This is a genomic window from Streptomyces sp. NPDC054796 (assembly GCF_053611545.1).
The window spans coordinates 179,683-206,188 of record NZ_JBSHAO010000001.1 but is presented as its reverse complement, the minus strand read 5'-3'; the positions used below and the strand labels follow the sequence as shown (position 1 = coordinate 206,188).

The following is a 26,506-nucleotide window of genomic DNA, read 5'->3' as shown; positions in this document are numbered from 1 at the left end:
GGGCTCACCCCTCCGGTCGCGGTGTCGTGGATGTCGGCGGGGCGCTGCTGAAGGTGTCGTCGCCGAAGAACCGTTGGGGGCTCTCGATCCGGGCGATCCGGCGGATCCACGTGAAGGCGGCCGTGAAGATGGCCCCGATGCCCAGCAGCATCAGTTGTCCGACGGCGGAGTCGTACGGGCTCAGGAAGTCCGGGTTGAGCACCATCAGGCCCCCGGCGAACGTGAGGGTCGTGGCCACGACCACGCGCACGGTCGTCCGCATGCGAGCGCGGCCGGCCTCGACGCGTTGGCGCATCTGCACCTGGGCCCGTGCGGTCGCGGCGAGTTCCCCGAGCAACGGGCCGAGGTGACGCGCTTCGTACTGTGCAGCCAGCGTCAGAGCGGCGATCACCAGGTCCGCCGTCGGGTCGGCGAGGTCGGCCTGCAACCGCCGCAGACCGGCCGACAAACGCTCGCCCCCGGCCATGCGCGCGGCCAGGCCCAACGTGTAGGGGCGGACCGCTTTCGGCGCCGTGTGCGCGGTGGCCATGATGGCCTGCTCAAGACCGGCTGCGGCGGCCAGCGTGTCCCGGAGCGTTTCGGTCCATCCCGCGATTCCTTCGATCCGGGCCGTCTCCTGCTGATCGGCAGTGGCCGCTTCCAGCACGCGTGGCAGGCTCCAGGTCGCCATGGCCGCCAGTAAGGCCCCGGTCACCCAGCCGGTGACGACCCCCATCAGGACCCCGGCGGTGACGGACGCGGCCAGTCGGCGCCGTGCGTACGGCGGACGATGTGCGGTGCGACGGATCAGTCGGCGCATCGGTCCCGGCACGGCGGTGAACCTGCCGCGCCAGGCTCGCACTAGTACGGCAAGCCCGGTGCCCACGCCGAGCCCGCACAATCCCAGTACGGCCGCGTAGCCGTTCACGTGGCCCACCGCCATCCCGGGGGCGTCAGGGCCTCGGGGTCGAAGCCCGCGTCGACGAGGTCCTCCGCGGTCTGGGTGCGCAACGGGACGCCGGGTACCGCGCGGGCGTCCGGGCCGGGTCGGAAGACCTCGTTGGAGACGACCTGTTTGTCGTCTGCGTCGATCACCTCGCGGATCGAGGAGACGACCCGGCCCTCGCCCCCTCGCCTCGTGTCGAGGTGCACGACGAAGTCCAGTGCGGAGGCGACCAGGAGGTTGGTGGCTTCCAGCGGAAGTCGCTCCACGCCCTGGACGGCGTACGCGGCCAGCTTGGTGAACGCGCTGCGGCTACTGCTGCTGTGCAGGGTGCCCATCGAGCCGTCGTTGCCCTGGCTCATGGCGTTGCACATCGGGATCACCTCGGGCCCGCGCACCTCGCCGACGATCACCCGGTCCGGGGACATCCGCAGCGCCCAGCGCACCAGCTCTGCCTGGCTGACGGCTCCTCGGCCCTCGACGTTGGCCTCGCGGGCCTGCATCGCCACCGCGTCGGGGTGTGCCGCCCGGTCGGCGTCGAGCCCGAGTTCGAAGGTGTCCTCGATGGTGACCAGCCGTTCCCACGGAGGGATCTCGCTGGCCAGGGCACGGAGCATCGTGGTCTTCCCGATAGCTGTCCCGCCGGTGATCAGGATGTTCTTCCGCGCGCGGACCGCAGCCCGGAGGAAGGTTTCCAGCCCTTGGTCGATCGTTTCCATCTGGCGCAGTTCGGCGAGGCGGACCTTCTCGAAACGGTGCCGGCGAATCGAGAGCGATGGGCGGGCGGTGACCGCCATCACGGCGAAGGCCCGCTCCCCGCCGGGTAGGTGGAAGGACACCCCGGGGGTGCCCCGGTCGAAGCGGCGCTCCTCCATCCCGGAGCGGGCGGCCAGGCCGCGGATGAGCTCGATGAGTTCGGCGTCCGAGGCGGTCACCGCGGGAAGCTGCTCACGGCGGCCGTCCGCGTAGCGGACGAAGACCGCTGTGCCGTTCACATTGATGTTCTCGATCTGCGGGTTGCGCAGCAGCGGCTCCAGCCCTGCCATACCGAACAGCTCGTCCAGGACCTGGGTGATGACGTGCTGCTCGGTCTCGGGAGCGACGACTCCTCCGCCGTGGGTCATCTGGGACCGGGCATGGTCCTCGGCGGCCTCCATCAAGACCGCTTCGGCTCGGGTGCGGCGCTCACCTGCCGTCGCGGGTGGCCGTCCTGCTGCGTCATCCGCCCGGGCCATCTCCGCCAGGCGGGTCGAGAGCATCTGCCGTAGCCGACGCCGCAGTTGCTCTGCCGGGGAGTCCGTCGGCAAGCCGGCACCGGTCAGGTCGGCGGGTCCGGGCAGCCCCGGCTGCGGTCTTTGCCGCCGCGCGGTGTCGTGATCCTGTTCGCCGATGACGCCGAAGGCGGGCAGTGGCGTGTACTTCTTGGGGTGGCTCACCGCTCCACCCCGCTCCGGGACGTCGGCGCTGAGGCGGGTGCATCTCTCCACCACACCGGCGGGTCGATGCCGGTGGCGGGAGGTGCGAGCCGGTACGCGTGCGGCCCACGATGAGCGTCGGGCTCACCCCGAGCATGCCAACTCACGAGAGCGGCCAGGTCGGCCATCGCCCGCCCCACGGACGAGCGCACCGGAGCCGTGCTCCGGCCGGGCCGCCCGTTGCACGCCGCGGCCCCCTTGGCATCCTCGGGAATGCGCCCCAGCACCTCGGTGCCCAGTTCCCGGGCCACCTCCGCTGTCGGGTAGCCGTCGCCGACCAGGACGAAGCGTGTTCTCCGGGACCAGCGCGCGGCTTCCTCCAGCCGGACAGCGATATGCGACAAGGAGTCGTCACACGCACGAGCCAGGAGCAGCGTGACGTCCGCTGCCCGCATCACCGGCAGTGCCGCCGAGTCCGGGTCGGCTCGGCCACAGTCCGCGATCACCACCGTGCCGACCCGGTTCGCGGCCTCGCGAAGCACCGGCACCTGAGCCCCGGCCAGTGTGCCCAGCGCCGCTCGCGCCTGGGCGGCGCCGACCGGCCCCGCGACCACCGGCAGTCCCCCGGGAAGCCGCTGCGTGTGCTGCCACACCAGGCCCGGCTCTGTCGTGCGCCGCGACGCAGCCGCCAGGCTCACCAGCCCCGGGGACATGGCCAGTCGCCAGCGGGCCAGGAGGTCGCCCCCGGCCGGGTCGACCTCGACCACGACGGGATGCTCTGCCTCGGGCCAGCGCGCGCCCAGTGCCACGCACGCGGTGGTCACTCCCGGCGAGCCCTTCACGCTGCACACCGCCACCAGCGTCATGCCCCACCACCGGAGACCGTGACCACGCGGAGCTGCCCCTCGGGCACAGCCGCTATGTGCCTGGCGTCGTCGGTCCCCGTCTGCAAGGAGACCACCGTGGTCTGTCCATTGTCCTTCAACTGGATGTCGCTGACGGTCGCGCTCCACGACAGGGAGGACGAGGCGGTGGAGGAGTCACCCGTCGACGAGCCCTCGCTCGCGGCGACCACGACCACCACCCGGCTTCCCCGCTCCAGGCCGGAGGGGAACTGCCCCGGCTTCAGCCCCACGGCAGCCACCGCCCGCCCTGCGGGAGGTATACGGGCGTCACCGACGGCGCCCTTGGTCAGGACCGCACCTGCCGGGAGGGAGTAGGCGAATCGACGCCCCTCCACTTCCGGAAGGGAACTGGCGACGATCGGCTCCAGACCGCTGTCGGTCGAGACGCTCACCTGGCGCACGTCCCGCGCGGTCACCTCCTGGCCGACGCTGACAGCGCGCGCCACCACCAGGACCGCTTCCCGGTCGTCCAAGTGCGCTCCGACCACCACTCCGGCAGTCGCACAGCTCAGCACCAGCATGGCTCCGAGCGCCAAGTAGGGCAGTTGTCGGCGTCGACGCATCGCCGTCAACCGCGAGGGCGGCTCGTCTTCCCCACGCCCCGTCCGACGGCCCCTCGGCGGCGGCAATCCGCTCGATAACGGGGTGGGGTCGGCGTGCGTGGAGGCACGGGTTCTCTTCAACAGCCACCTCCTGGCGCAGGAGTTCTCGCCACCGTGCGCGAAGGCGCGGTGGTCAGAATCAAGGTCGGGTTGTCGTCTCTCTTCCGTCGTCGGGAGAGAGACGGTGCTCAACTGCCGCCGGTGTTGAGCGCCTGGCTCTCCGCGACGCGGAAGGCGGTCGTCGTGTCCGTCGTCAGCCCCGGAAAGGCCCCCGACTCGCCGGCTCCGGACCAGGTGACCGACCAGTGCACCGTTGCCGACACTCGGTAGGCGTCGTGCGGCTGCCCGGCGGAGGAGGAGCGGTATGTGTGGCCGCAGTCCGGTGACGCGCTCTTCGGGTTCGCCGCATTCTTGGTCTTCGTGGCCGGCCGGTAGGGCGTGCCCGGGCCCTTGCAGGTGATCGTGCTGCCGTCGCCCATCGACCACTCCACGGACGTGGGCCGGGCCACGGCGGTCACCGACACCCCCGGCACCGATGCCGTCGACGACTGCGAGTGCCAGGCGTCCCGTCCCAGCCACAGCCACGTCGGAAGGCTCACCAACTGCTCCTCGGCAGGGCTCGCCTTGATAGTCGGCGACGGCAACCTCAACTGATCGCGCGCCTGCTCCGCCAGCGCTGCGGGAGAGACCTGGGGACCGGCCCCGTCGCCCTGCGGAGCGTCGGGGAGCCAGATCGGCGGCCGGTAGTACGCGTCGCGCACCCCGTTCACCTCGCACTTGTACACGTACCAGGCCCCCTCCGTGCTCGGCTCGGGAGCAGCAGGCAGTGCTGCCGATCCCTGCCCCTTCGAGTGGGCAACCGCAGCCTGCGCCGTCGGGAATCGTGGCCCTCGTGGTACGCCGTAAGCGGCGGGTTGCAGATCCGAAGGTGGCTCGTAGTCACTGCGCTGGTAGGAACAGTTCGCCCGGCGCGCATCAGGGTTGGAGCTCTCCGAGTCCTCACCACCGCGCTGTCCGCCACCACTGCGGCTTCCGCCCCCTCCTCCCTGGGAACCGCCGCTTCCTCCGGCGGACGGGCCAGCACCCTGGTCCCCCTTCTTCCCAGCGCCCAACTCGCATCCCGGGTGCGGATTCTGGGTGCAGTCGACCGAGCCCCACCCGTCGTCAGCCAGGGCGGGTCCCGCGCTCCCGATAACGGCGATCAGTACGAGACCTGCCAGGACCGCCTCGCGCTTCAGCATGAGCCGACCCCCTCGACAGCGAAGCGGGTGACCTTCCACCTGCCATCAGGCTGCTTCTTGACCTCCGCGGTGATCGCGCGTCGCCCGCCGGACTCATCGTCCGCGAGCTCACCGTTGTCGGTCCGGTACTTCAGCCAGTGTGTGGAATCGCCGCAGTCAGAGATCATCACCGTGGTGGGATCGCTCTTCGGGGCGACGGAGGTCACTTCCGGCGAGTTCTTCGGCTTCCCTTTGGAGACGAGCCCGTTACGGTGGTCCGCATACATCCCACGGGATATCGCCGCGAGCGCGTCGCCCTTCGCATGCCGTGACAACTTCGGAGAGCGCCAGTCCGAGGTCCTGCCCGCCTCGGCGGTATCCCGCCACATCCCCAAGTACGCCTCCGTGGCCCGCTGACGTGCCACCTCCAGCAGCGACCCGCGCGACGGCGGAGACGAGGCCGACGCGGTGGACGTCGCGGACGACATCTTCGACGAGCCACCGCCGGTTGCCTCACCCGAATCACACGCGGCCAGGAGCAACACCCCCACGGCCGCGCAGACCGCTGCACCGGACCGGCATCCACTGGGTCTGTATGTCACTTCACGCGTCACCGCCACACCACCCCGCCCACGAACAGAACTCACTGCCAGCACACGGACAGACCACGTGTACCGCGCCCACCCGCTCCCACTGCAAGGTGCACACGCGCCACCTCCGGGAGGAACTTCAAAGTGCGGACGACAGCCCATGCAGATTGCCCCGAATCAGTTCCGAGGTCTCAGCCTCGCAGGGCCTGTGAGAACGCCTCCTCCGGCGGGTCCTCGACTCGGCCGACGACGAAGTGCTTGCACGCTTGCCCGACAGGCCGAGGACGCGACGAAGGACATCGTGACGGATCTGCTGATGCAGGCCCGCAGCCGAGGGGACGGCGAGCGATCCCGTCGCCGCACCGTACAAAAGGCCGACGTACTGAGGTCCCCGGGCCCGGCAGCACTGGGCCGTTCGACCGCTGGCCCGACGCCCACGAAGAGGGAAGCACCGGACAATCTCGTCGGCGCTCGCGACGAGGACCACCGCCCGGTAACCGGCCGGACAAGACCTCCCTCAGCACCAATTGCTGTACCGATGCTCCAACCGGGGCCGGACGCTCCAGAGCCGGAAGATGGTGTGAGCCCCGCGCTCGTCCTGGCAGCCGTGTGATCGGTGGGCAACCATCCCTGCGACCTGATGGTCATGTCCGTGCCACCCGCGTACCGGGTGGGCATGGTCAACTCCGCCTCGGGACGTCCCCGCGGCTCGGGAACACAGGGGAAACGTCTTCATGCATCACCGCACCGCCGTGGCAGGCTTCGCCGGGGCCCTCGCCCTGTCCGCGCTCACGATTCCGGCGACCGCCCAGGCGGATGACTTCTCGGGCGACATCAGGATCACGAAGGTGGTCGTCAACGGAGGCAAGGACATCGTCCTGGGGACCACGGACGTGAAGACATTCACCATCGCGGTGACCGCCACGGACGACTCGGGTATCGAGACCGGAAACACCTTCCCGGTCATGTGGCACACGCCCCTCCCGAACGGCGACTACTACGGTCTCGCGCTCCCCGACGACATCGCGGGCAAGTGCGTGCGGCAGAGCAACACCACGACCACCTGCACCCACACGCTGAGAATGAACCCGCGCATCCACCCCCAGGACAACACCACGGCCGGAACCTGGACCGTGAGGGCCCACGTCCTGGCCAACGACGGTGACTACTTCACCAAGGATGCCGCCGCCAAGGCGAGGGTCCTGCGCAACTCCAGGCTGACGGTCAACGCCTCGCCGGAACCGGTGAAGAAGAACAAGACGGTCACCGTCACGGGCGCCCTGACCCGCGCCAACTGGGAGACCTACAAGTACGCGGGCTACACCAAGCAGCCGGTGAAGCTCCAGTTCAAGAAGAAGGGCACCAGCACCTACAAGACCCTCAAGACCGCCACGACGGACAGCAAGGGCAATCTGAGAACGATGACGAAGGCCACGGCGGACGGCTACTTCCGGTACTCCTTCGCAGGCACGTCCACCACCCCAGCGGTCGCCTCCACGGCGGACCACGTCGACGTGAAGTAACCCCCGGGAGGGTCATCAATCCTCCAACCAGCGCAGAAGGCCCAGGCCGAAAGACCCATCGGCCTGGGCTCTCCTGAGCCCCAGGCTGTCTCCCGGCCACCATGCCGTCAGCCGCCGCATCCCTTCGCGCACTGCAAGTTGATCGACGATCTCGGCGTTCCCCGAGACCGCTAGCGGCACCGCAGCCATCCGAAAGCAGGCCCCGGGACGTCCACCTCCGTCGCGGCGTCCGCAACACCAGCACCAGCACGCTCATGCTGTGCGGGCCAGGAACTCGCGAACGGTGGGCACCGACCGGTGGGCGGCGAGTTGGGTACGCAGACCGGTGAGGGTGGAGGTGCCCCGGGCTGAGGTGACTCCGCCGAGGTGGTCCACGGCCTGGTGGGCGCTCTCCAGCGCGCCGTCGAGGTCGCCCACGGCGATGTGGGCTTCGGCGGTGCGGGTGAGGCGGAGGGCGGCGGCGCGCGGGTACGCCTGGCTGTCGTAGCCCTCGGAGCGGTGGGCAGCGGGGATGGACTCGTAGTGGGTCAGGGCCTTGCGGGGGTGGTTCAGGTTCATGGCGTTGCTGGCCGCCCAACTGTGCAGCTCGCCCAGGTCCACCCAGTACACGCACGGCGGGTCCTGGTCCGGGGAGCGGTCGCGGGCGCGGTCGTAGGCGTCGAAGGCGGCGCCTTGGGCGCGGTGGCAGGCGCGTTCGTCGCCGGCGCGGGCGTGGGCGCGCGAGAGGCGGGCGTGCAGCATGGCCTCCATTCGGGGTGAGCCGATACGACGGGCGCGGCCGAGCGCGTCAGTGGCCAGGTCCGCCGCCCCCGTCGGGTCGCCGTTCGAGTAACGCAGGATCGCCCAGAAGGAGAGGGTGTTCGCGGCCACGGTGTCCTCGTTCGCGGAGGCCGCCGAGCGGAGGGCCGCGATGTAGTAGTCCTCCGCGAGGCCGAGGTAGCCACTGTCGTATGCGGTCCACGCGCAGATGCGGGCGGCCTCGGCCGCCGCGGCGTACAGCTCGCGGCCGGTTTCCTCGTTGTAGGAGGCAGTCTTGAGGGTCTGGCTGATCAGACGGAGTTGGGCGCGGGCGGAAGCGTGTACTTGACCGGACCCGAGCTGGTCGTCCTGGCGGCGCAGGACGGCGAGGGCCTGCTCGAACAGGCGCGGGGTGGCGGCGCCGACCCGTCTGCCGCTGTCGCTGGCAGCGGCAGGCTGGGCGGTGGCCGCCCCGGCGAGGACGGGGGCGACCCCCGTCACGGCGAGGAATCCCCTGCGGTCCATAGGCCCTCCCGTGGAGGCGACGTGGTCCAGTAACTCGATGGTGGTGGCAGCACTCCACTCGGCGTCAACAAGCCGCTGCTCGCGAATGCAGGCCAGTTTCAGCCACTCCGGCCAGGGACGGGCGGTGATCTCACGCGGGGCGATGCCGTGGAGCCGGGCCATGGCCTGCTGGACGGTGACCTCGGGGGTGACGCGTTCGCAGATCCAGCGGGAGACCCGCTTGCGCTGGTGCACATCGAGCGGGCCGTGGCCGAGCTGCTGGTGCGCGGCGCTCAGCCGCGCGAGGTAGGTGGTGGCCGTCCAGCCGTGGTGGTGGAGCAGGTAGGCCAGCGGGTGCTCGTCAATCTCCACACTCGTCATGCTGCCCGCCGCCGGGCGCGGTGAATACGGGCGCGGCGCGGCGAGCACCGGCGGTGGGTACGCCTGGGTACGCCGTGGGCACGCCTGGGCACGCGCACACGGTTCTCCACCATCGGGCGAGCGGGGACGGTAGCGACATCGGCCAACGCGCCCTTGCTGAGGAGGACTTCATGGAGATCCCTCACGTCGACCGGCCTCCCGCGCACCCCGGCTGGCAGGAGAAGGGCACCGTGGTGCTGCCGGACGTCCTCACTCCCGCCCGGGTCCGGGCGGTGGGAGACGAGGTCCACGACCGTCTGGAGATGGCCTCGCCGTACAGCCGGGACGAGGTCAGCTCCCGCCGGGACGGCTCTCTGGCCTCCGCGGTGCACTGCGCGTTCCTGCCGGCCACCCCGCGGCTGGAGGAGCTGGCGTTCGACAAGGGCCTGCTGCACGCGCTGCGGGAGGCGACGGGGCTGCCGCGGCTGGTGCCGCGCGGCGGGGTGGTGGTCGTCTACCGTCGCGGCGACTTCCAGGGCCTGCACACCGACACGGTCAAGGCCACCGTCACCGCCGCTGTCGCGCTGAGCGACGACCTGCCGCCCATGGGCTGGGCGCCGCACCTGCGCGACGCCTTCCCCAACGAGCAGGCCAAGGTCATCGCCGAGCGGGGGATCTTCCCCGAGGGCGAGGAGTTCGAGCAGCTCGCGCACCCGCACGACGGCGGTGTTCGGGCGTTCGCCGGATACCGCATCCCGCACTGGCGCAGCCCGTTCCCCGGCGAGCTGGGGCTGCTGGCCACCTTCTCCTACATGGACCTGTAGGGAGCGCGCGATGAGTGGCGAGATGACACTGCGGCAGCGGTGGCTGGCCGAGGGCCGCGCGGACGTCCCGGCGGACGCGGTGGGGGCGGGCCTGTGGGAGGAGATCGAGGCCGAGGCCGATCGGTGTGAGCCGGTTGCCGTGGTGCGGCACAACCAGCGGCTGGGACTGCTGGTGATGCGGGACGGGTCGATCACCTCCCCGCAGCGGTGCCGTGTGCACCCCGGCGGCGAGGCGCTCAACGCACTCGCCCGCTCCAAGGCGCTGGCGGACATCGCCGCGGAGGCCACCGGGGCGGGGCGGATGACGCCGGTCCGCTACGGCTACAAGTTCTACTCCCCGGGCGACTTCATGCACGTCCACCGGGACGACGGGAAGTGCGACCTCACCTTCTCCTGCGGGCTGACACCGGCCCTGGGTCCGATGAGGTGGCTGCCGCGGATGCGCCACCTGTCCACCGTCGAGGTCGCAGCCCGGCTCGGTCGGACCCCGTACCCGGACGACGGCGAGGACTTCCCGATCCTCGCGAAGCACCTGTCGGGGTTCGACGGGCGTCGCATCCCCCACTGGCGTGCCCCGCTCGACGCCGAGTCGCGCGAGGTACTGATCACCATCTGCTTCTCCGACCTGTCGGTGAAGCCGTAACCCAACCCTTCAAGAGGAGGCACTCATGCCCACCATCGAGCACACTGCTCCGGCGTCCGTCGACCCGGCCGACTTCGTCACCGACCTGCACCAGGCAGGCAACCTGCCGCAGAACGCCGGCGGCGACCCGTCGGTGCCGGACTCCGCCTTCCCGACCCACCACGTCTACCAGCAGCCCGCCGCCTGATCCGCGGAGCCTGCCGGTCGTGCCCTGACGGCCCGGCCACCCGCGAATTCCCGTACGGGCCGCGGGTGACCGGGCCGTCGCCGCGAGGGAGGAAGGAGAGCGCGTTGCGCAAGACGTACTTCACCGGCACCCACCGCACCCGCACCCCGGCTGAGACCTGGGAGGTGATCCGCTCACTGCTGCCCTCGTACGGCATCACCCGCGTCGCGGACGTGACCGGTCTGGACGACCTCGGCATCCCGGTGACCATGGCCGTCCGCCCCCTGAGCCGTACGCTGTCGGTCGCCCAGGGCAAGGGGCTGACCCTGGACGCGGCGCGGGTCTCCGGCGCGATGGAGGCCATCGAGGTCTGGCACGCCGAACAGGCGCTTCCCGCGCCGGTCGCCCACGCGCCCGCGTCCGACCTGGACTTGCCGTATCCGGTGGCGGCACTGGAGCCGCACCCGGGCAGCCTGGTCACCGACCACACGGTGCTGGAGTGGATCACCGCCACCTCGCTCGCCGACGGCCGCCGGGTGCCGGTCCCCGCCGCCTCGGTCCGGCTCGGCCGCGGGGAACACTCCGCCTGGCGCCTGCACCTGCCTTCCGCCTCCACCAACGGGCTCGCCTCCGGCAACACCCGTGCCGAGGCCATGGTGCACGCCCTGTGCGAGCTGATCGAGCGCGAGACCGTCAGCGACCTGGCCGCCGGAGGGGCCGCACAGCGGCTCGATCCCGCGAGCATCGACGAACCGTCACTGGCCTGGCTGATCGAGCGGCTGGAGCGCGCGGGCTGCTGGTACGAGCTGTGGCACCTACCGAACCGCTTCGGCGTGCCGGTGATGTGCTGCTACCTGTGGCGGGAGGATCAGCCCGCGCTGCAAGTCGCCGGGTCCGGCGCGCACCTGGACGCGGGCGTGGCGCTCGCCCGCGCGGTCACCGAGGCCGCGCAGACGCGGCTGACCCACATCACCGGTAGCCGCGAGGACATCCACCCGGCCGCGTACCGGCCCGTCGCGGGCGCCGTGCGCCCCCGGCACACCGACGCCGAGGCCGTCACCTGGGCACAGGCCACCGCCCGCTACCGCGACGGCTTCCCCAGCGACGAACAGGAGGCCCGGCATCTGGCGCGCGTCGTGGCCGCCCGCATCGGCGCGGCCCCGCTGACGGTCGAGCTGACCCACGGGCCATGGCAGCGCGAGAACCTGGCCGTGGTCAAGGTGCTCGCCCCGCACCTGCGCTACGCCGCCCGGCACGTCATCCCCCACCCGCGCACCGCCGCAAGGGAGTCAGCGGCATGACGGCAACCCGAACACTGCACGTCTTCACCGGCCCCACCCTCCCCGCCGCCCGTGCCCGCGGCCTTGTGCCGCAGGCCGTGGTCCATCCGCCCGTGCGGCACGGGGACCTGCTGCGGCTCGACGCCGCCGAGGGGGACGTGGTCGTGCTCCTCGACGGGCTGTGGCACCAGGCCGCCCCGGTGCGGCACAAGGAGATCCTGATGCTGCTCGCCGACGGCGTCACAGTGCTCGGCGCCGCCAGCATGGGCGCGCTGCGCGCCGCCGAGCTGACCGCGTACGGGATGCTCGGCGCTGGCACCGTCTACCACGCCTTCCTCGACGGCAGTCTGGAGCGGGACGACGAAGTCGCCGTGCTCCATACTCCCGAGGGCGAGGGGGTCACGGAGGCGCTGGTCAACCTGCGCACCGCTGCCCGCCGCGCCCACGGCGACGGGCGGCTATCCGGGCAGGAAGCCGTCGGGCTGGAAGCGATCGCCGCCGATCTTCCCTACACCCGCCGCACCTGGCCCGCTCTCGCTCGCGCCGCCCGCGCCGCGGGGCTGGAGGACGCCTTCGCCCGGCTGGACGCCTGGCGCCGCGTGAACCCCTGGGACCTGAAGCGCGAGGACGCCGAACGCGCCCTGCACTGGGCCACCGCCTTGGCCGCTCACCGGCCGGGAACGGGCGCGTGGCTGGGCGAGACGTGGCGGACCAGCTTCACCCGGTACTGGGCCAGCGCTTTCACCCCCACCGGCTGCGGGCAGCCGCCGCTGCTCGCGCTGCTCCAGCACCAGCAGCTCTACGACGACCGCTTCCCCGCCCACTGGCAGGCCCGGGTGCTGGCGGCCATCGCCGACGTGCCCGGTGACGCCCCCGGGCACACCGTCGGCCTGGAGGAGGCCGCCGTCACGGCCGCCGTCGTGCGGGGCCTGCGCACCGAGGCACTCACTGACGCTCAGCGCGTCTTCTGGCTCACCGACACCGAGGTGCGCACGTTAGACGAACGCGAGCAGACGGTACGCATCCTGGTGCGCTCGGCCTGCTGGGACGGCGCCTGGGACGTGTGGCCAACTACTCCTGGCGAAGCCACCGGCCTGCTGGACGACACTGACGAATGTGTCGAGGCGGTCACCACCTGCCTGCGGCGCAACGCCGCCGTGGCAGAGGCCGATCCCCGCCACACCGTCGACCGTCTCGACCCCGCCCGCATCGGCCAGCACCTTGCCGCGCGCTGGAGCCTGCCCGCAGGCGCCGACGAGCAGGTGCGTGATGCGGCGGCGCGGGACCGGGGCCTGCGCTCGTTCGCCGCGGCCGTCGAGGTGGCCCGCACCTTCTACCTGACCGAGCGCCCCGAGCCCACGGCCACCGCTGCCCGCTGAACGGCTACCCGCCCAGAGCTTCGGCCAGCTCCGCCTCGATCTCCTCCAGCACCGGCAGCATGCGCTCGGCCGCCCGCGCGCGCAGGTCCCAGAACCGGGCGTAGATCCCGGCACCCGGCCAGTGCTTCTCGTACAGGGCGTCGATGCCGAAGAAAGAGGTGAGGTTGTGCAGCAGCGCCATCCGTGCCGCGAACGGAAGCTCCGCACGGGCCTCGCGCGGCACCTCGGCCGCGTACGCCAGCACTCCCTCGACGGCCGTCCGGCGCCAGGCGTCCGACTCGACGACGGTGTGCGGCTCGTACAGGATGCGGCCCAGTTCCCACGTGGGGAACGCGGTCCGGGCCTGGAGGTCGATGACGGCAGCCAGGACCTCCCCGTCCCCCTTCGCGTCCCACAAGAGATTGGCGCCGGTGAAGTCGAAGTGGACCACCTGCTCGCGCGGCGCGGGCGGCAGCGGCGCCTGAAGGGCGGCGACGTCCTTGACCTGGGCGATGCGCGTCACGACCTGCTCGCGCCGCCGCAGATCCTCCTCGGTGGGTTCCGCGACCTGCTCGATCAGCGCCAGCAGCTCGTGCCCGCGCGCGGCCAGAGCTTCCCCCGACGCCTCCCACCAGCGGTTCTTGTTCGCCTTGTAGCGGCCGGTGGGGCAGTCGGCCAGCGCGGTGTGCAGTCGGCCGAGCGCGGTGCCGATCTGGCGGCCGTGCGCGGCGGTGAACGGCTTCTCCAGCGAGGCGGCGTCCACCCAGTCCCACACCGACAGCGCCACCCCCTCGTGTCGGGTGATCAGCGCGCCGTCAACGTCCGGGTGCGCTGCCGGGATGGGGCTGCCCGCCGCCCGGCCGCGCCGCATCAGCTCGATCCGGCCCGCCATCACCTCAAGGTCCGCACGGACCGGGTACGCCTTGACGAACACCCGGCCCCGCGAGGTATCGGCGACGGCGTTGTCCGTCTCCACCCCCAGCGGAATGATCTCCACCCGGGCACCGGGCAGCCTATAGCGGGCGGCGAGCACCTCGGCGATCTGCTCAGCGGAGACCTCGCCGGGCGACGGCGACGACGGTGTATCGGACACGGCCACTCCCTGCACGACGGCCACAACAGGCCCGCCACCCTACCGGCGCCGCAGCCACCTCCGGAGGCATCCGGGAACCTTCCACCTCATCCAGCGAGAGGAGCCCGACCGTCACCACGATCTGGCGTGTCACCGCACCCGACGTCGCCGCGCTCACCCGAGCGAAGGCCGACCCGATCCGGGGCAGCGGTCACACAACCCCCCTCTCGCGCACGTCCGGGCGCCGTGACCACTCCGCGGTCATGACCAGCGTGGTGACCGCGACGAAGCCGACGAGGAACACGATGGCCAGGTAGGACAGCGTCATGGCACGAGGTGAGGGCAGCCAGGGTGCGAGCAGGTCGTAGACGGCGTGCGCGCAGATCAGTGGCAGGACCCGGCGCGAGGCCAGGTAGAGGGCGGCGCAGGCGCCCGCGGCCCACAGTTCAGGCAGCGCGGCCACGCCCATGTAGGTGTGCGGAGCCAGCCGTAACAGCGCGACCACCGTCACGCACTGCCACACCGGGCACCGCGCGGCCCGCAGCAACGCCAGTGGGGCCGCAGTGAGAATCAGTTCCTCCGCCACGGCGACCCACCCGGCATGGATGAGCTTGATCCTTAACGTCTGGCTGGGTCATGTGGTCACGGCTGCGATGACGACCGAGATGAGGCAGGCATCGGCGCGGTTTCGGCGTCCTGCAGGCACTCCTGCCACGCGTACGCGGCGGCGTCGGCCAGTTCGACGAGTTCCTCGTAGGAGAGGAGCAGTTGGAGTTCGTCGTGATGCGACCAGCCGATCCTGGTGTCGGGCAACGGGCGGCCACAGGCTTCGTGGCGGTGGCGGTGGGCAAGGGTGTGCCGCACCACTGAAGCGTGGTGCGGCACACCCTTGCCTATGGGGCTGTCAGCAATCGCTGGGGTTGACCCACTTGTGTGAGGAGCCCTTGTCGTTCGGGCCGAGGTCGTAGTTGTCGTACTCGCCCTTGTCCAGGCAGAACCAGCCGCCCTTGTAGTTGTGCTTGGTGAAGATCCGCACGGATGTGTTTCCGGTGCCGGTGCCGTTGTTGTACCAGGAGGAGTCTTCGTTCTCGATCTTGTTGTTCCAGTTCCTGTCGTTGCCCTCGGCGTGGCCCATGTATCCCCGGTAGTCCGGGTGTTTCCATGCGCAGACCTGACTGGTCGGGCAGTCGTAGAAGCCGCTGACCCCCGCACCGTCGGCCTGGGCGGTCGGCATGGTGAGGGTGGCGGCGCCGAGGGCGACCCCGGCGGCCGCGAGTAGGCCCGCGATGGACTTGAGCTTTCGGCTCATGATGTGTTTCACCCTTCTCTGTGTTTATCTCTGTTTCTTTTTCTTGGCTATGTGGAACGCGCGATCTCCCGTGCCCGCTGCACCGCTCTGGCATCGATGGCCTTGAGCGCATCGAGTTCTCTCCGGTATTTCTCACGCACCGCGGATGTGTGTTCCGCCGTCAACTCACGTGTGGCACCGGCACTCTTGCTCGCGCGCGAAAATCGACTGTCCCGCACCACTCGGCGATGTGCCAAGGCGCCCAGATTTCGCTCGATGACATGAGGGCGGAACCACGCACCCAGGCTGCCGAAGAGTTCCTTCTTCGCCGCTGCCAGACATCCAGTGGTGGACATTCCCACCGTGATGCCTTCCACCTGGGTCTCGATGTTGTGCTTACGTGGATCACCCGAGTACGTGGCGGTGTACCGCCGCTGCTCGGCCGCGGGCAGCCCTCTTGCGTACTGGGTGTTCCGATCCGACGTGGCTTGCGCCGATCCGTCACCGGAAGGCGGCGCGACGTGGTACTCGAACCCCTGCTCTCGCATACACCGTGCGGTCAGTACCTCTTGGGCGTGCTCGACCAATTCCGCGTCGGACAACTGCGTGTGCTGTGCCGTATGCGCCGTACAGCCGGAAAGCAGGATGATCAATCCGGTGGCCACTCCTGCCGATCGGGCGTACCCCCTGTGGTCGCTCATTTCTCGATTTCTCCTCTGCGGCCGATACGCTCCGATGCGAAGCGACGTCCTGCGGTGTGACGTCTTCATTGCATCGCGCGTCGCGGACCCGGTCCACATGTTTCGGGCAGGCCCGAATTCCTTGACTGACCTCGATTCTTCAGCGCGGTGGGGTCGTTGAGCGGGCTGGCGGTTCGCTCGTAAGCTTGTACCTTTGGTCACTCTTTGGAGTGATCGCAGGACATGAGGGCGGCCTTCCTCGTGATCCTGAACTCTGCGACGAGACACAGGAGTTCACCAGGAAGGCCGTGGGGATGAGGGTGCTGCAACGGGCCAGCGAACAGGATGCGTTCGCGGAGCTGTCACGCTTTCGGACGGCCTTCTACGGGTGCCTTTCCGCGCGGGCCGATGCGTTCTTCGAGCTCACCGACGCGCTGCTGTGCGCGGACGGGCCAGTGAAGACGCCGGTCGAGTTGTCGCTGCTCGCCGAGCACCAGCGCGGCTACGGCTCGCTGTACGGCGCCTTGAACCACGGTCGGCTCGACACGGAGGCCCTGCGTGACCTACTGGTATCGCTGCCGCTTCCGCGCTTCGAGGGGCGGATCGTGCTGACCGTGGACGTCTCCCCGTGGCTGCGCTCGGACGCGGCCTGTTCGCCGGAGCGTCTGTTCTGCCACGTCCATGGCCGTTCTCGTGAGGCCGCGCAGATCATCCCGGGCTGGCCGTACTCCTTCGTCGCCGCGCTGACGCCGGACCGCACTTCATGGACACAGGTCCTGGACGCGGTCCGGCTCGGGCCCACCGACGATGCCGCGGCCGTCACCTCCCATCAGATCCGTCAGGTGGTCGAGCGGCTGATCGCGGCCAGCCAGTGGCACGACGGCGACAGAGACATTCTGGTGGTGATGGACGCGGGCTACGACGTGATGCGCCTGGCCTGGGTGCTGCGCGATCTTCCCGTCGATCTGGTCGGCCGTCTGCGCTCGGACCGTGTCCTGCGGCTGCCGAAGCCGCCGCGCGTCTACGACCCCAAGGGCGGCCGGCCGCCCAAGCACGGCAAGGAGTTCAGCTTGGCCAGGCCCGAGTCGTGGCCGGAGCCGTGCGTGGTCACGGTGAACGACACACCCCGCTACGGCAAGGCCGAAGCCCGCGCCTGGGACCGACTACACCCCAGACTGCAGCAGCGTTCCGCATGGATCGAGCACGACAGCGAACTGCCTCTCATCGAGGGCACGTTGATCCGCCTCAACGTGGATCACCTGCCCGGCGACCGTGACGCACCGCCGGTTTGGCTGTGGTCCTCGGCCACCGGCGCCGCCCCGGCCGACGTCGACTTCGTCTGGTCGTGCTACCTGCGCAGATTCGATCTGGAGCACACGTTTCGCCTGTTCAAGCAGTCACTGGGCTGGACACGGCCGCGACTGCGGAGCCCGCTGGCAGCAGATCGTTGGACGTGGCTGGTGATCGCCGCGTACACCCAACTCCGCCTCGCCATCCCGCTCGCCGTCGACCAGCACAAGCCCTGGGAGAAGAGGACTCGCCCCGGCGAACTACTCACACCAACTCGCGTCCGCCGCGGGTTCCGGCACATACGCCCGCACCTGGGTAGTCCGGCCCGTGCACCCAAACCCACACGGCCGGGGCCAGGACGACCACCCGGAGTGAGGAACCGGCACCCAGCCACCCGCTACGACGTCGGCAAGACCGTCAAACGCCCCGAGACACTCATCGCTCTGCGTGACAGCCGACGATAAGGAACAAGATGAGGGCCTGTGCCGGAGTATGCGGGGCAAGGGCGCTCGTCTGACTGCCGGTGAGGTGAGGGCCGGGCAGCAGCGCGGCCCCGTCGGCGAACACGGGCACCAGGAGCAGCGCCAGGAAGGCGATCAGGCCAGTCAGCAGCCCGCTCCCCGTCTTCGCACCACGCGGTGCCGAGCACAGGGAAGTGCCGCAGCGCGCGGTGACAGCAAGCGTGAGACCCACCAGCACCACGCCGCTGGACAGGTCCCGTACGACCGGGCTCGGCCCGCCTACGACGAGTCCCCCAGCGTCGGCGAGGTAGAGGGCGAAGCAGAGGGTGGTGACCGTCAGCGGCCACCATCGCGCGGGCCCGGTCGCGGAGCGCAGGAGAACCGCGAGCCACACCCATGCGGCGATCACCGCCGTCACCGTCAGCGCCTGACCGATGCTTTCGGCGGCTGAGGACTCGCTCACGGCGGACCGGTGTTCAGCTGCGGCGACACCGGCCCAGGTCTGCCCACCTGCGGTGACCAGCCAGAGCCCGGCCACGGACGCGTAGTTCAAGCAGCGATGGCGAGGCGGGAACGACGGCCGAGGAGAAGAGAAGGGCACCGTCAGGCGGAGCAGTGCCTTCTTCTCTTCGGGGCGGATCAGGCGGCGCTTGGTCATCTTGGTCCTTGGGTCGACAGGGAGAACCGCGGAATCAGTGAGCGGTGACCAGGTGAGTTCAGCGGTTGCTCTGAATGCCGGGAATGGCACGGGGCCGGTAGCCGGGCCGGGGCGTCATGCCGATGTCGCAGGTCCGGCCACGCGGAAGGAGCAGTCGGCGCACACCGGGCTTCACGACGCGCATGTCCCGTACGACGCGGGCGAGCCCGTCGTGGAGGATGAGATCGCGGCAGAGGATGCTGCGGGCGGTCAGGTACACCGGGGCCAGGATGGTGCCGGGGCTTGCGGTGAGCAGTGCACGGGCCTGCCGGGGTGGCGCGAGTGCGTGGGAACACGGGCATGGTGGGAGACCCGCCTCGCGGGCGAGTACCGGGTCGGGGGCATCGCAGCGGGCGCAGTCGGCGTCCATGCACCGTGGGCATAGCTGGGGGACGAGCGAGGTCACCATGTACTCCCCCGCTCCCGCACCGGTGCGATCCCTCATGACTCGGTCACCGCCCGTGGCACGGGCGCCTGCACGACCCGCTCGTACACGGCGCGGCGCAGCCAGCCGGGCGCGCCTGCCTTCGCGGCCTCGGAGCGGGCGTGGGACGTACAGGCGTACACCGGGTACCCCGGGCCCGAGGCCACTTCGAGGGTGCGCACGAGAATGCACTCGCCGGGGGTTCGGCAGCGGAAGCAGCGGGTGATCGTCATGACGATCTCCGGCTGCACTCGTCGGTGAGAGCCGCCTCCAGCGCTGCGGCGAGCCGCTCCGGGTCGCACAGTCCGCGGCCGTACGGGCGAAGCCAGCGGGGCCCCTCCCCGCGTTCCCGCTCGGGTGGAGGCAGGCAGAGCCACGTCCCGCCGCGGAGGATCTCGGCTCCCCCTACCCCCACCTCGGGCGCCTGGTCGACGGGGACGAAGAACAGGTACAGCCCTTCCTCGTCGCGGCATACGCGTCCCGTCGCGTCCCCGAGCTGGTCGAGCACGCGATATCCGAGGGGGGCACGCATGCGGATCACGTCCCACTCCCAGCCGGTCCGCTGGTATTCGGGGTACAAGCCTCCTGCGAGGGACATCATGCTCGGCCCTTCCGAGCCCACCCTCGCTCAAGCGCGGCAGCAGCCTGGGCGACGGGTTCTCCGGTGGCTGAGGCTCGGATGCGGGCACGGTGGTCGAGAGTCAGAAACGGAGCGGTGGTGTAGGCGTGGCGGCACTCGGGGCACATGACCACCTCGCCGTACCCGTCACCGGTCGGGGTCGCTTCCGGCCGGTCCGCGAGGGTGACGATCACCGTGTCGGCGCACTCGGATTCCCGCCCGCAGCGCGCCTCGGTGCAGCGGCTCTTCATGACACCGGCTTCCGCTTCGGACCGGGCGCTTGAGCGAGAACCAGCTCCAACGCGCCGTGCAGCAGGTCCACGGCCGTCAGCGCGTGCCCGTCGGTGAGGGGCACCTGCCAGTACGGGCCCGCGCCCCGTGACCGGTCGCGGGGCGGAACCGTGAGCCAACAGCCCTTGCCGAGGACCTGGACGAAGCTGGTGTCCGGGACCGCCGCGACCCAGGCATCCGCCGTCCCCGGCATGACGAGCCAGTACAGGCGGTGCGCGTACGGGTCACGGATCACCGCCCCCGTCGCTTCCCCAAGCCGGGGGAGCACACGGTCCCCGAGATATGCGGGCATCCGCACGGCATCCCACCACACCCCAGCGGCAAGCAACTCCGGACGATCGGACGGAACCCAGGGAGCGATATCAGCCCAAGGGGCATTACCCGTGATCGTCAACGACTCCGTATACCGCCTGCCTGCACAATCAGCTTGGTCAATTGCCATCGGACGCACTCCCGTGCAGCGATTCGGTGCCACCGTGAACTGCGGGACGAGACAGCACCACTGACGAGCAGTGAACATCCGCCGTAAGCAGTCGGATACGCAGAAGCATCAGTTCCGAGCACCGTGCTCAGAATCCGAGCAGCATGCTCACCGAGCGGCGTACCGTCGTGGTTATGACAACCCTGGGCCAGCGGATCAAGGCAGGTCGCGCCCTTGCGGGGATGAAACAGGCGGAGCTGGGAACGGCTTGCAACATGAGCCGTGCTCGGATTTCGCGGATCGAGTGCGGCATTGACGTTCCCACTGCTTCCGAACGTGAGGCGATTGCACACGAGTTGGGAATGGAACCCGCTGACTTGGGAGTGAGCAGGGCGACAACAGGTGTCGTCCTGCGGACCGGTGGTGAGAGCGAGGACGAGATGCGCAGGCGGCAACTGCTGACGGCAGCGGGGTTCGGTGTTGGTGCAGCGGTGATACCCGCCGCACCAGCGGCAGCACAGAAGTCCACGGCACCAGGATGGGAAACCGCCCTTTTCCAAGAAGCCAAGCCGACGATGAACACATCGCAGTTGCAGGCTGGTCTCGACGGGCTTGCTCGACAGATCAGCGCTGCACACTACGCCGAGGCAGAAGCTTCCGTTCCGCGCTTGATAGCCGCCGCCGAGGCGAATGCCCGCAACGGTGGGCGACGCAGTCTCGAACTGCTCACCCGCACGTACGTCCTCAGCACAGCCGTCAGCGTCAAGGAGCGGCGCGACGAGTCCTGGATCACGGCGGACCGCGCGGTCCAAGCAGCCCGGCGTGCACAGCACCCTCTCGCACACGCCATGGCCGCACGAGCACAGGTCGGCGTCTTCCGGCAACGTGGCCATCATCGCTGGGCCCGACAGCTCGCGGACCGGACCGTGGCAGAGCTCGAAGGAGAGGAAAGGGCCCGGCCCGTCGTCGCTCACCTGCTCCTGGAGACCGCGTACGGAGCCGCTCAGACCAACCAGCAGGCTGACGCCATCACGCTGTGGGAGCACGCTCGTTCACTCGTGGCCCGGGGCCCCGCCGTAGCCGCCTGGATCGACCACCCCGGGCCGATGACGACAGACCAAGTCGAACGGTACGGACTGTGCATCCAGCACCTGCTGGGCAACACCCGCCGCGCGATCAACCACATGACCGCGATCGATCCGGACGCCGTACCCACCGCCGAACGCGCAGCCCGCGTACGGCACGACAGCGCCAAGCTCTACCGGGACCTCGGAGACCTTCAGTCAGCGCTACGGCTGCTGCGCAAGCAGGAAACGATCACGCCGCAAGATGTCCGACGCTCCAGCGTCCGCCGCATGATCTCTGAACTGCTCGCCACGAGCCCTGCCCTTCCGGGCCTACGGCCCTTCGCCCTCCACATCGGTGCAGCCTGACGGACCGTGGAGGGGCGGGGCTGAAAGCGGAACCACCCGTGTCCTGCTCCTCCAGGCCCCGATCGGCCGTCCTTCGCAGCTTCGCGCCTTCGTGTCTTCAAGCCTCACGGTGGTGAAATACCGGCGGCCCACGTCATGGTCGACGACTCAGCCTTCCGTGCTCACGTCGTACCAGTCCTCGCCTGCCTGCGCGTCAAAACTGGGCAGCCAGGGTTCGACCTGCCCGTTCTCGCCTTTAAAGGGGCGGAAGAACAGAGCGTGCCCAACGCGCTCAACGCACTTGCCGTCCGGGGTTTCCACAGTCGCCGCTGGGGTCCAGAAGATGTACTTGCCGGGCTCGACCCAGCTTCGCCGAGCGACCCGGCCACCGGCCTTGATTACTCGCAGAGCGTCCGAGTAGTCCATGACCATCACCGTAACTCCCCTCGCTTCAACGAACGGAGCGGTCATCGGCGCCGTCGCTCTCGAGGGCGCCGCCGAGATGGCCGCGGCGGTGCGGGCCGCGACCTCCGCCGCGACCGGTCCGCGCGCCCGGGTCACGGCCCTCGTCCGCGCCTACCTCGACTTCGCCGAACGCAACCCGGCGCTCTACGACGCCATGTTCCAGCTCGACGGCGGCCTGGCCTTCGCGCAGGAGGACACCCCGGAGCCGCTGAAGGACGCCTTCGCCGCCCTGCTGGAAAGCCTCAGCGAGGTCGCCGGGGACGACGTCCACCCGGGGCTGTTCACCGAGCTGTTCTGGGCGGCCCTGCACGGGATCGCGACCCTGACCCGGGCGGGAAGGCTGCCGCCGGAGTACGTCGAGCAGAGGGTAGAGCTCCTGGTGGACCGTCTCGCCATGCTCTGACGCACCGTCTCGGATGGCAGGCAGCCGGGGTCCTCGGGCCCCGCTGCCTGCCCGCGGCATCGCTTCCGGTCACTCGCGCCCACACGGCACAGCCGCAGATCGCCGGTGTACCCCGGCGCGGGCACTCGCCCCAGAAGCTTCGGTGCTCATTGATCGCGATCCGATACGCGCCCTAGACACCTCTAGACAAGTGTCGGCCGCCGCCCGTGACGGCGGCGGCCGGCAACCTGCTTCGTCCCTCAGGTTCTCACCACACTTTGCGTGAGCGTGCCTCGACGACCAGGTCGGGGTCGGGAACCTGTCGCTTGGCAGCGACGGTGGCGAGCATCTGTTGCGAGAAGTGGAAACCGAAGTCTTCGGCAACGAGCTTGCGCCAGGGGCGAGACACGATGTTGTGGGTTGCCCAGCGAGCGAACCGCGGGCGCTTCATGATGTCGCCCGCGATCGCCCATGCCTTCGGCAGGAGTTCCTCACGCGGAAGTACGTCGCTGACGAGTCCGTAGTCGAGTGCTTTCCGCGCAGGGATGGAGCGGCCACTGTAGATGTCGTAGGCCGCCCGCTTCGTGCCCATCAGGTGCTGCAGGGCGAGCGAGAGTCCGTCTCCCGGCGCGGTGCCCGCCATGAAGTGCGGATCCATGAAGTCTGCGTCTTCGGCGGCCAGAGTGATGTCGCACAGTAGTGCGAACTCGGTGTGAATTCCGGGACCGTTTACCGCTGCGATCGTCGGGATGTCGAGGTTGTTGACGAAGTTCTCGATCAGCTTCCACGCATCGATGGTCTGCTGGAAGATGTAATCGGGGTCCTCCTCGACGACGGGCCGCGGCCACGTCTCCCCCGGGTCGCCTCGGAACCAGGTCTCGCCGGTGCCGGTCAGGATGAGGACATGGTTGTCGGGGTCGTTGCCCACGTCCTGCCACACCCGGTTCCACGCGTTGTGGGCAGCCCAGTTGTGGATGTACGGACCGCCGTCGGTGTGGAGCCGAAGCTCGATGATCCCGTTCTCCCTGCGCATCTTGAAGAAGGCGGCGTACTTCTCGGAGTACTCCTCAAATGCGGTCGGTGGAACGTGGCCTTCCCACCGGGGGTCTGACATGGTCGCCAAGGTCGTCCTCCTTCGTCAGCGCCGGGATACCGGCGCTCTCGCTGACGTGAAGATCATTACTCCGCGAGGAAGCGTCATGATCGGCAACGCAGGAAAAATCCCCAGAAGCCGGCCGCGGTGAAGTTTTACGTCCAGCAGTCATGCCCTTTTGCCGCAATTCGGCCGGGTGTCACGAGCTCCGCACTGGCACTCAAAGGGCATCGTGAGTTGCGTCGCCTGGAGCCGTCGTACGGTGCCACGGCAGGATGTTTCGGCGCACGGCACGTGAACAGCCGCATGCCCGCTGAAACAGCGAGCTTTCTCTTACCATAGAGTCAATTTTTATGAGTGATTCGGACGAGAGTCGGCAGGACTACGACCTCGATGAGCTTGATCGGCGGCTCATCCATGCCCTCCAGATCAACCCGCGAGCACGCTGGGCTGCGCTGGCGCCGATTATCGGGGTCGACGCGGTCACCCTCGCCCGGCGCTGGGAACGGATCGTCGAGGCCGGCATCGCCTGGGTGTCCGGACATCCCGGCCCGGAGATGAGAGGGCCGTCGGCAATACTGGAGATTGAAGCCCACCCTGCCGCCACGCTCCGTCTCGCACAGGAGATCGCGGCGGACAGTGAAGCATTCACGGTGGACCTCACTGCCGGAGGACGCGAGATGCTCGTGCTGGTGGCCACATCCAGCATGAATGCGCTGACCGAATATTTGATGATGCGCGTACCGGCACTCGACGGGATTCGGGCGACCCGGGCCCACTTGTTCTCGTCGCCGTTCGTGGACGGAGGACAGTGGCGCCTTCGCTCCCTGTCTGCCGAGGAGATCGCTGCGGTGGAGCGGAGCGTCGAGGTCTCGCGATCCCCGAGCAGCCGCGTCGACTCTCAGCTGGAGGACCAACTCCTTCGCCTGCTGGGACCGGATGGCAGGGCGACAGTGGCTTTCCTGGCGAGGACCCTCGGCGTGGGCCAGCGTCGAGTGCGGGATGCGGTTGCCGCCATGACGGCACAAGACCGATTGGACACCCGCCTGGATATGGCAAAAGCGCAATCAGGCCGGCCGGTCCATGCGTGGTACTTCCTCCGGGTCCCTGCCGCGCTCGTACAACGCGTCGGGGCTGTGCTCACGCGTATCGGCGAGATCCGCCTCGCGGTTTCAACTGTTGGACAGTACAACCTCATCCTCGCCGTGTGGTTGCCCACGCTGGGTGACGTGCAGCGGCTCGAGGTCATCCTGGAGGAGAAACTTCCCGGCGTCAGTATCGCCGACCGTTCCGTCGTGCTGCGCACGGTCAAGAAGGAAGGACACCGCCTCGATGCCCGTGGGCACGCCACCGGCGAATTCAGCCCTCTGCTGACCAATATGCCTCAGCCAACCCCGCGTTTCGAGTGAAATCCTGCACCAGGCCGGGACCATTACGTGTGCGGACTACCGTCCTGCCCCATGACCACTTCGACAGCTCCTGTCGGTGTCTTCGATCTGTTCACTATTGGGATTGGGCCCTCGAGTTCGCACACAGTCGGGCCGATGAAGGCAGCCGCCTTTGCGAAGGACCTGCGGCGATCGGGCGCGGCGGACAGCGTCGAGTCAGTGCGAGTGGAGATCTTCGGCTCGCTCGCCGCGACCGGGCACGGACACGGCACGTTCACCGCAGTTCTTCTGGGCTTGGATGGTGCGCAATCAGCCAGGATCGACTCCGGCGAAGTTGAACGAAGGCTGGCAGACATCACGGCATCCGGCACGGTGAGCCTGGACGCAGGGCAACGAATCCCCTGCCGGATCGAGGACTTCGTACTGCGACCGTTGACCGTCCGTCCGCGCCACCCGAACGCCTTGACGTTCACGGCATACGACCATGCCGACGCTGCTGTTCGATCGGATACGTACTACTCCGTCGGGGGCGGGTTCGTTGTCCGCGACGGCGACGAGGAGCGCCCCGGCGGCGCGCAATCGACGTCGATTCCACACCCATTCCGCACGGCGGCGGAGCTGCTCGCTGTCTGCGACCAGACAGGTTCCCGCATCTGCGACGTGATACGCGACAACGAACTCGCAGAGCGCTCGCACGTCGACCTCAGCCAGGGATTGCGCGAACTGTGGGACGGCCTCGATGTCCGTCGGCGAGCCGGTGCATGGGCGTCACGATTGGACCGCGAGGACCCCGAGCACAGTGAGCGGTACTGGCAAGAGCGTGTCAACTTCATCGCGTTGGCGGTGAATGAGGAGAACGCCAGCGGTGGTCGCGCCGTGACCGCACCGACCAACGGTGCCGCCGGCATCATCCCGGCCGTGCTGTATTACGCATTGGACTACACGGCTGCCGGCAAGGGCGCCGACGAGGACTCACGCAACGACATCGTCGAGAGGTTTCTGCTCACCGCCACGGCGGTGGGCAGCCTCTGCAAGGCCAACGCCTCGATCTCCGGTGCCAAGGTGGGTTGTCAAGGCGAGGTCGGCTCTGCATCGGCGATGGCTGCGGCCGGACTGACCGCGATCCTCGGCGGTACACCACGTCAGGTGGAGAACGCCGTCGAGATCGCGCTGGAGCACAATCTCGGGCTGACCTGTGATCCCGTTGCCGGCCTCGTACAGGTGCCTTGCATCGAACGCAACGTGATCGCTGCAGTGAAAAGCGATCAACGCCGCGCGAATGGCGCTCTGGGGTGACGGCAACCATCACGTGTCACTGGACCAGGTCATCGCCACCATGCGTGAGACCGGCGCGGACATGAGCCATAAATACAAGGAGACGGCGCTGGGCGGATTGGCCGTCAACGTTGTCGAGTGCTGAAGCCGCGTCAAACATGCCCCGCGCTCGACCTGGAGCGGTCGATCAATCACGAA

Annotated in this window: 28 protein-coding genes and 2 pseudogenes; 11 read left to right on the top strand and 19 right to left on the bottom strand. The window is 69.3% G+C overall.

Annotated features, from left to right (window positions below):
• Positions 1–4: 4 nt before the first annotated feature.
• The 6 genes from ACWGJ2_RS00915 to ACWGJ2_RS00890 all read right to left on the bottom strand — a co-directional run bounded on the left by ACWGJ2_RS00915 (position 5) and on the right by ACWGJ2_RS00890 (position 5,459).
• Positions 5–907: a type II secretion system F family protein gene (locus ACWGJ2_RS00915; RefSeq protein WP_453343752.1), complete on the bottom strand. Its 903-nt coding sequence runs from the start codon at positions 905–907 to the stop codon at positions 5–7.
• Entirely contained in the window at positions 904–2,358 is a 1,455-nt protein-coding gene (locus ACWGJ2_RS00910) for a CpaF family protein (protein ID WP_453343751.1), read from the bottom strand. The genes ACWGJ2_RS00915 and ACWGJ2_RS00910 overlap by 4 nt, the downstream gene beginning before the upstream one ends.
• The gene (locus ACWGJ2_RS00905; protein ID WP_453343750.1) at positions 2,355–3,203 is read right to left on the bottom strand and encodes a hypothetical protein; all 849 of its coding nucleotides are present in this window, start codon (positions 3,201–3,203) and stop codon (positions 2,355–2,357) included. The genes ACWGJ2_RS00910 and ACWGJ2_RS00905 overlap by 4 nt, the downstream gene beginning before the upstream one ends.
• Entirely contained in the window at positions 3,200–3,805 is a 606-nt protein-coding gene (locus ACWGJ2_RS00900) for an SAF domain-containing protein (RefSeq protein ID WP_453343749.1), read from the bottom strand. Before ACWGJ2_RS00900 ends, ACWGJ2_RS00905 begins: the two co-directional genes overlap by 4 nt.
• 227 nt (positions 3,806–4,032) lie before the next feature.
• The gene (locus ACWGJ2_RS00895; RefSeq protein ID WP_453343748.1) at positions 4,033–4,629 is read right to left on the bottom strand and encodes a hypothetical protein; all 597 of its coding nucleotides are present in this window, start codon (positions 4,627–4,629) and stop codon (positions 4,033–4,035) included.
• Between the two features lie 449 nt (positions 4,630–5,078).
• Entirely contained in the window at positions 5,079–5,459 is a 381-nt protein-coding gene (locus tag ACWGJ2_RS00890) for a hypothetical protein (RefSeq protein WP_453343747.1), read from the bottom strand.
• Between the two features lie 929 nt (positions 5,460–6,388).
• Between ACWGJ2_RS00890 and ACWGJ2_RS00885 the strand changes: the two genes are divergently transcribed.
• Positions 6,389–7,177, top strand: coding sequence for a calcium-binding protein (locus ACWGJ2_RS00885; protein WP_453343746.1), 789 nt, complete (start codon positions 6,389–6,391; stop codon positions 7,175–7,177).
• A 252-nt stretch (positions 7,178–7,429) separates the two neighbouring features.
• Here the strand turns inward: ACWGJ2_RS00885 and ACWGJ2_RS00880 are convergent, their stop codons facing one another.
• Positions 7,430–8,791, bottom strand: a complete 1,362-nt coding sequence (locus tag ACWGJ2_RS00880) for a transcriptional regulator (protein ID WP_453343745.1) — start codon at positions 8,789–8,791, stop codon at positions 7,430–7,432.
• Between the two features lie 179 nt (positions 8,792–8,970).
• Between ACWGJ2_RS00880 and ACWGJ2_RS00875 the strand changes: the two genes are divergently transcribed.
• The 5 genes from ACWGJ2_RS00875 to ACWGJ2_RS00855 all read left to right on the top strand — a co-directional run bounded on the left by ACWGJ2_RS00875 (position 8,971) and on the right by ACWGJ2_RS00855 (position 13,071).
• The gene (locus ACWGJ2_RS00875) at positions 8,971–9,603 is read left to right on the top strand and encodes a hypothetical protein (RefSeq protein WP_453343744.1); all 633 of its coding nucleotides are present in this window, start codon (positions 8,971–8,973) and stop codon (positions 9,601–9,603) included.
• Positions 9,604–9,613: 10 nt separating this feature from the next.
• Positions 9,614–10,246: a hypothetical protein gene (locus ACWGJ2_RS00870; RefSeq protein ID WP_453343743.1), complete on the top strand. Its 633-nt coding sequence runs from the start codon at positions 9,614–9,616 to the stop codon at positions 10,244–10,246.
• A gap of 25 nt (positions 10,247–10,271) precedes the next feature.
• On the top strand, positions 10,272–10,433 hold the full coding sequence (locus ACWGJ2_RS00865; RefSeq protein WP_453343742.1) for a hypothetical protein: 162 nt from the start codon (positions 10,272–10,274) through the stop codon (positions 10,431–10,433).
• A 104-nt stretch (positions 10,434–10,537) separates the two neighbouring features.
• The gene (locus tag ACWGJ2_RS00860; protein ID WP_453343741.1) at positions 10,538–11,713 is read left to right on the top strand and encodes a YcaO-like family protein; all 1,176 of its coding nucleotides are present in this window, start codon (positions 10,538–10,540) and stop codon (positions 11,711–11,713) included.
• Positions 11,710–13,071 carry a TfuA-like protein gene (locus ACWGJ2_RS00855; protein ID WP_453343740.1) on the top strand — a complete coding sequence of 454 codons (1,362 nt, stop codon included), beginning with the start codon at positions 11,710–11,712 and terminating at the stop codon, positions 13,069–13,071. The genes ACWGJ2_RS00860 and ACWGJ2_RS00855 overlap by 4 nt, the downstream gene beginning before the upstream one ends.
• 4 nt (positions 13,072–13,075) lie before the next feature.
• Here ACWGJ2_RS00855 and ACWGJ2_RS00850 read toward each other — a convergent pair whose 3' ends face one another.
• The 5 genes from ACWGJ2_RS00850 to ACWGJ2_RS00830 all read right to left on the bottom strand — a co-directional run bounded on the left by ACWGJ2_RS00850 (position 13,076) and on the right by ACWGJ2_RS00830 (position 16,111).
• On the bottom strand, positions 13,076–14,143 hold the full coding sequence (locus tag ACWGJ2_RS00850; protein ID WP_453343739.1) for a phosphotransferase: 1,068 nt from the start codon (positions 14,141–14,143) through the stop codon (positions 13,076–13,078).
• Positions 14,144–14,333: 190 nt separating this feature from the next.
• Complete coding sequence (locus ACWGJ2_RS00845; RefSeq protein WP_453343738.1) at positions 14,334–14,708, bottom strand: CPBP family glutamic-type intramembrane protease; 375 nt, start codon at positions 14,706–14,708, stop codon at positions 14,334–14,336.
• A 56-nt stretch (positions 14,709–14,764) separates the two neighbouring features.
• Entirely contained in the window at positions 14,765–14,986 is a 222-nt protein-coding gene (locus ACWGJ2_RS00840) for a hypothetical protein (RefSeq protein ID WP_453343737.1), read from the bottom strand.
• 40 nt (positions 14,987–15,026) lie between these two features.
• Positions 15,027–15,431 carry a peptidase inhibitor family I36 protein gene (locus ACWGJ2_RS00835; RefSeq protein WP_453343736.1) on the bottom strand — a complete coding sequence of 135 codons (405 nt, stop codon included), beginning with the start codon at positions 15,429–15,431 and terminating at the stop codon, positions 15,027–15,029.
• A 47-nt stretch (positions 15,432–15,478) separates the two neighbouring features.
• Positions 15,479–16,111, bottom strand: a complete 633-nt coding sequence (locus ACWGJ2_RS00830; RefSeq protein WP_453343735.1) for a hypothetical protein — start codon at positions 16,109–16,111, stop codon at positions 15,479–15,481.
• A 293-nt stretch (positions 16,112–16,404) separates the two neighbouring features.
• On the opposite strand from ACWGJ2_RS00830, the gene ACWGJ2_RS00825 reads away from it, so the two are divergent.
• A complete protein-coding gene (locus ACWGJ2_RS00825; RefSeq protein ID WP_453343734.1) occupies positions 16,405–17,844 on the top strand; it encodes an NF041680 family putative transposase in 1,440 nt (479 codons plus the stop codon).
• Here the strand turns inward: ACWGJ2_RS00825 and ACWGJ2_RS00820 are convergent.
• The 5 genes from ACWGJ2_RS00820 to ACWGJ2_RS00800 form a co-directional block, all read right to left on the bottom strand.
• On the bottom strand, positions 17,816–18,499 hold the full coding sequence (locus ACWGJ2_RS00820) for a hypothetical protein (protein ID WP_453343733.1): 684 nt from the start codon (positions 18,497–18,499) through the stop codon (positions 17,816–17,818). The two genes, ACWGJ2_RS00825 and ACWGJ2_RS00820, sit on opposite strands and share 29 nt — an antisense overlap.
• A 58-nt stretch (positions 18,500–18,557) precedes the next feature.
• Positions 18,558–18,758 carry a hypothetical protein gene (locus ACWGJ2_RS00815; RefSeq protein WP_453343732.1) on the bottom strand — a complete coding sequence of 67 codons (201 nt, stop codon included), beginning with the start codon at positions 18,756–18,758 and terminating at the stop codon, positions 18,558–18,560.
• 221 nt (positions 18,759–18,979) lie between these two features.
• Positions 18,980–19,195: a hypothetical protein gene (locus ACWGJ2_RS00810; protein WP_453343731.1), complete on the bottom strand. Its 216-nt coding sequence runs from the start codon at positions 19,193–19,195 to the stop codon at positions 18,980–18,982.
• On the bottom strand, positions 19,192–19,542 hold the full coding sequence (locus ACWGJ2_RS00805; RefSeq protein WP_453343730.1) for a hypothetical protein: 351 nt from the start codon (positions 19,540–19,542) through the stop codon (positions 19,192–19,194). Before ACWGJ2_RS00805 ends, ACWGJ2_RS00810 begins: the two co-directional genes overlap by 4 nt.
• Before the next feature lie 286 nt (positions 19,543–19,828).
• The gene (locus ACWGJ2_RS00800) at positions 19,829–20,107 is read right to left on the bottom strand and encodes a hypothetical protein (protein WP_453343729.1); all 279 of its coding nucleotides are present in this window, start codon (positions 20,105–20,107) and stop codon (positions 19,829–19,831) included.
• A 380-nt stretch (positions 20,108–20,487) separates the two neighbouring features.
• Between ACWGJ2_RS00800 and ACWGJ2_RS00795 the strand changes: the two genes are divergently transcribed.
• A complete protein-coding gene (locus ACWGJ2_RS00795) occupies positions 20,488–21,726 on the top strand; it encodes a helix-turn-helix domain-containing protein (RefSeq protein ID WP_453343728.1) in 1,239 nt (412 codons plus the stop codon).
• 147 nt (positions 21,727–21,873) lie between these two features.
• On the opposite strand, the gene ACWGJ2_RS00790 is transcribed toward ACWGJ2_RS00795, so the two are convergent.
• Positions 21,874–22,131, bottom strand: a complete 258-nt coding sequence (locus ACWGJ2_RS00790; protein ID WP_453343727.1) for a Thoeris anti-defense Tad2 family protein — start codon at positions 22,129–22,131, stop codon at positions 21,874–21,876.
• 40 nt (positions 22,132–22,171) lie between these two features.
• On the opposite strand from ACWGJ2_RS00790, the pseudogene ACWGJ2_RS00785 reads away from it, so the two are divergent.
• Positions 22,172–22,573, top strand: a pseudogene (locus tag ACWGJ2_RS00785) (TetR-like C-terminal domain-containing protein); the annotation flags it as partial.
• A 247-nt stretch (positions 22,574–22,820) separates the two neighbouring features.
• Here the strand turns inward: ACWGJ2_RS00785 and ACWGJ2_RS00780 are convergent.
• Entirely contained in the window at positions 22,821–23,666 is an 846-nt protein-coding gene (locus ACWGJ2_RS00780) for an enoyl-CoA hydratase/isomerase family protein (RefSeq protein WP_453343947.1), read from the bottom strand.
• A gap of 332 nt (positions 23,667–23,998) precedes the next feature.
• On the opposite strand from ACWGJ2_RS00780, the gene ACWGJ2_RS00775 reads away from it, so the two are divergent.
• Both ACWGJ2_RS00775 and ACWGJ2_RS00770 read left to right on the top strand, forming a co-directional pair.
• On the top strand, positions 23,999–25,054 hold the full coding sequence (locus tag ACWGJ2_RS00775) for an Lrp/AsnC family transcriptional regulator (protein ID WP_453343726.1): 1,056 nt from the start codon (positions 23,999–24,001) through the stop codon (positions 25,052–25,054).
• 51 nt (positions 25,055–25,105) lie between these two features.
• Positions 25,106–26,453 (top strand): annotated as a pseudogene (locus tag ACWGJ2_RS00770) (L-serine ammonia-lyase).
• Positions 26,454–26,506: the final 53 nt, after the last annotated feature.

Coding starts and splice junctions, on each gene's coding strand:
- ACWGJ2_RS00790 (WP_453343727.1), bottom strand. CDS start 22,131: ATGGACTACTCGGACGCTCTGCGAGTAATCAAGGCCGGTGGCCGGGTC.
- ACWGJ2_RS00780 (WP_453343947.1), bottom strand. CDS start 23,666: ATGTCAGACCCCCGGTGGGAAGGCCACGTTCCACCGACCGCATTTGAG.
- ACWGJ2_RS00865 (WP_453343742.1), top strand. CDS start 10,272: ATGCCCACCATCGAGCACACTGCTCCGGCGTCCGTCGACCCGGCCGAC.
- ACWGJ2_RS00900 (WP_453343749.1), bottom strand. CDS start 3,805: ATGCGTCGACGCCGACAACTGCCCTACTTGGCGCTCGGAGCCATGCTG.
- ACWGJ2_RS00855 (WP_453343740.1), top strand. CDS start 11,710: ATGACGGCAACCCGAACACTGCACGTCTTCACCGGCCCCACCCTCCCC.
- ACWGJ2_RS00870 (WP_453343743.1), top strand. CDS start 9,614: ATGAGTGGCGAGATGACACTGCGGCAGCGGTGGCTGGCCGAGGGCCGC.
- ACWGJ2_RS00830 (WP_453343735.1), bottom strand. CDS start 16,111: ATGAGCGACCACAGGGGGTACGCCCGATCGGCAGGAGTGGCCACCGGA.
- ACWGJ2_RS00885 (WP_453343746.1), top strand. CDS start 6,389: ATGCATCACCGCACCGCCGTGGCAGGCTTCGCCGGGGCCCTCGCCCTG.
- ACWGJ2_RS00905 (WP_453343750.1), bottom strand. CDS start 3,203: ATGACGCTGGTGGCGGTGTGCAGCGTGAAGGGCTCGCCGGGAGTGACC.
- ACWGJ2_RS00820 (WP_453343733.1), bottom strand. CDS start 18,499: ATGACCAAGCGCCGCCTGATCCGCCCCGAAGAGAAGAAGGCACTGCTC.
- ACWGJ2_RS00875 (WP_453343744.1), top strand. CDS start 8,971: ATGGAGATCCCTCACGTCGACCGGCCTCCCGCGCACCCCGGCTGGCAG.
- ACWGJ2_RS00825 (WP_453343734.1), top strand. CDS start 16,405: ATGAGGGTGCTGCAACGGGCCAGCGAACAGGATGCGTTCGCGGAGCTG.
- ACWGJ2_RS00810 (WP_453343731.1), bottom strand. CDS start 19,195: ATGACGATCACCCGCTGCTTCCGCTGCCGAACCCCCGGCGAGTGCATT.
- ACWGJ2_RS00795 (WP_453343728.1), top strand. CDS start 20,488: ATGACAACCCTGGGCCAGCGGATCAAGGCAGGTCGCGCCCTTGCGGGG.
- ACWGJ2_RS00775 (WP_453343726.1), top strand. CDS start 23,999: ATGAGTGATTCGGACGAGAGTCGGCAGGACTACGACCTCGATGAGCTT.
- ACWGJ2_RS00835 (WP_453343736.1), bottom strand. CDS start 15,431: ATGAGCCGAAAGCTCAAGTCCATCGCGGGCCTACTCGCGGCCGCCGGG.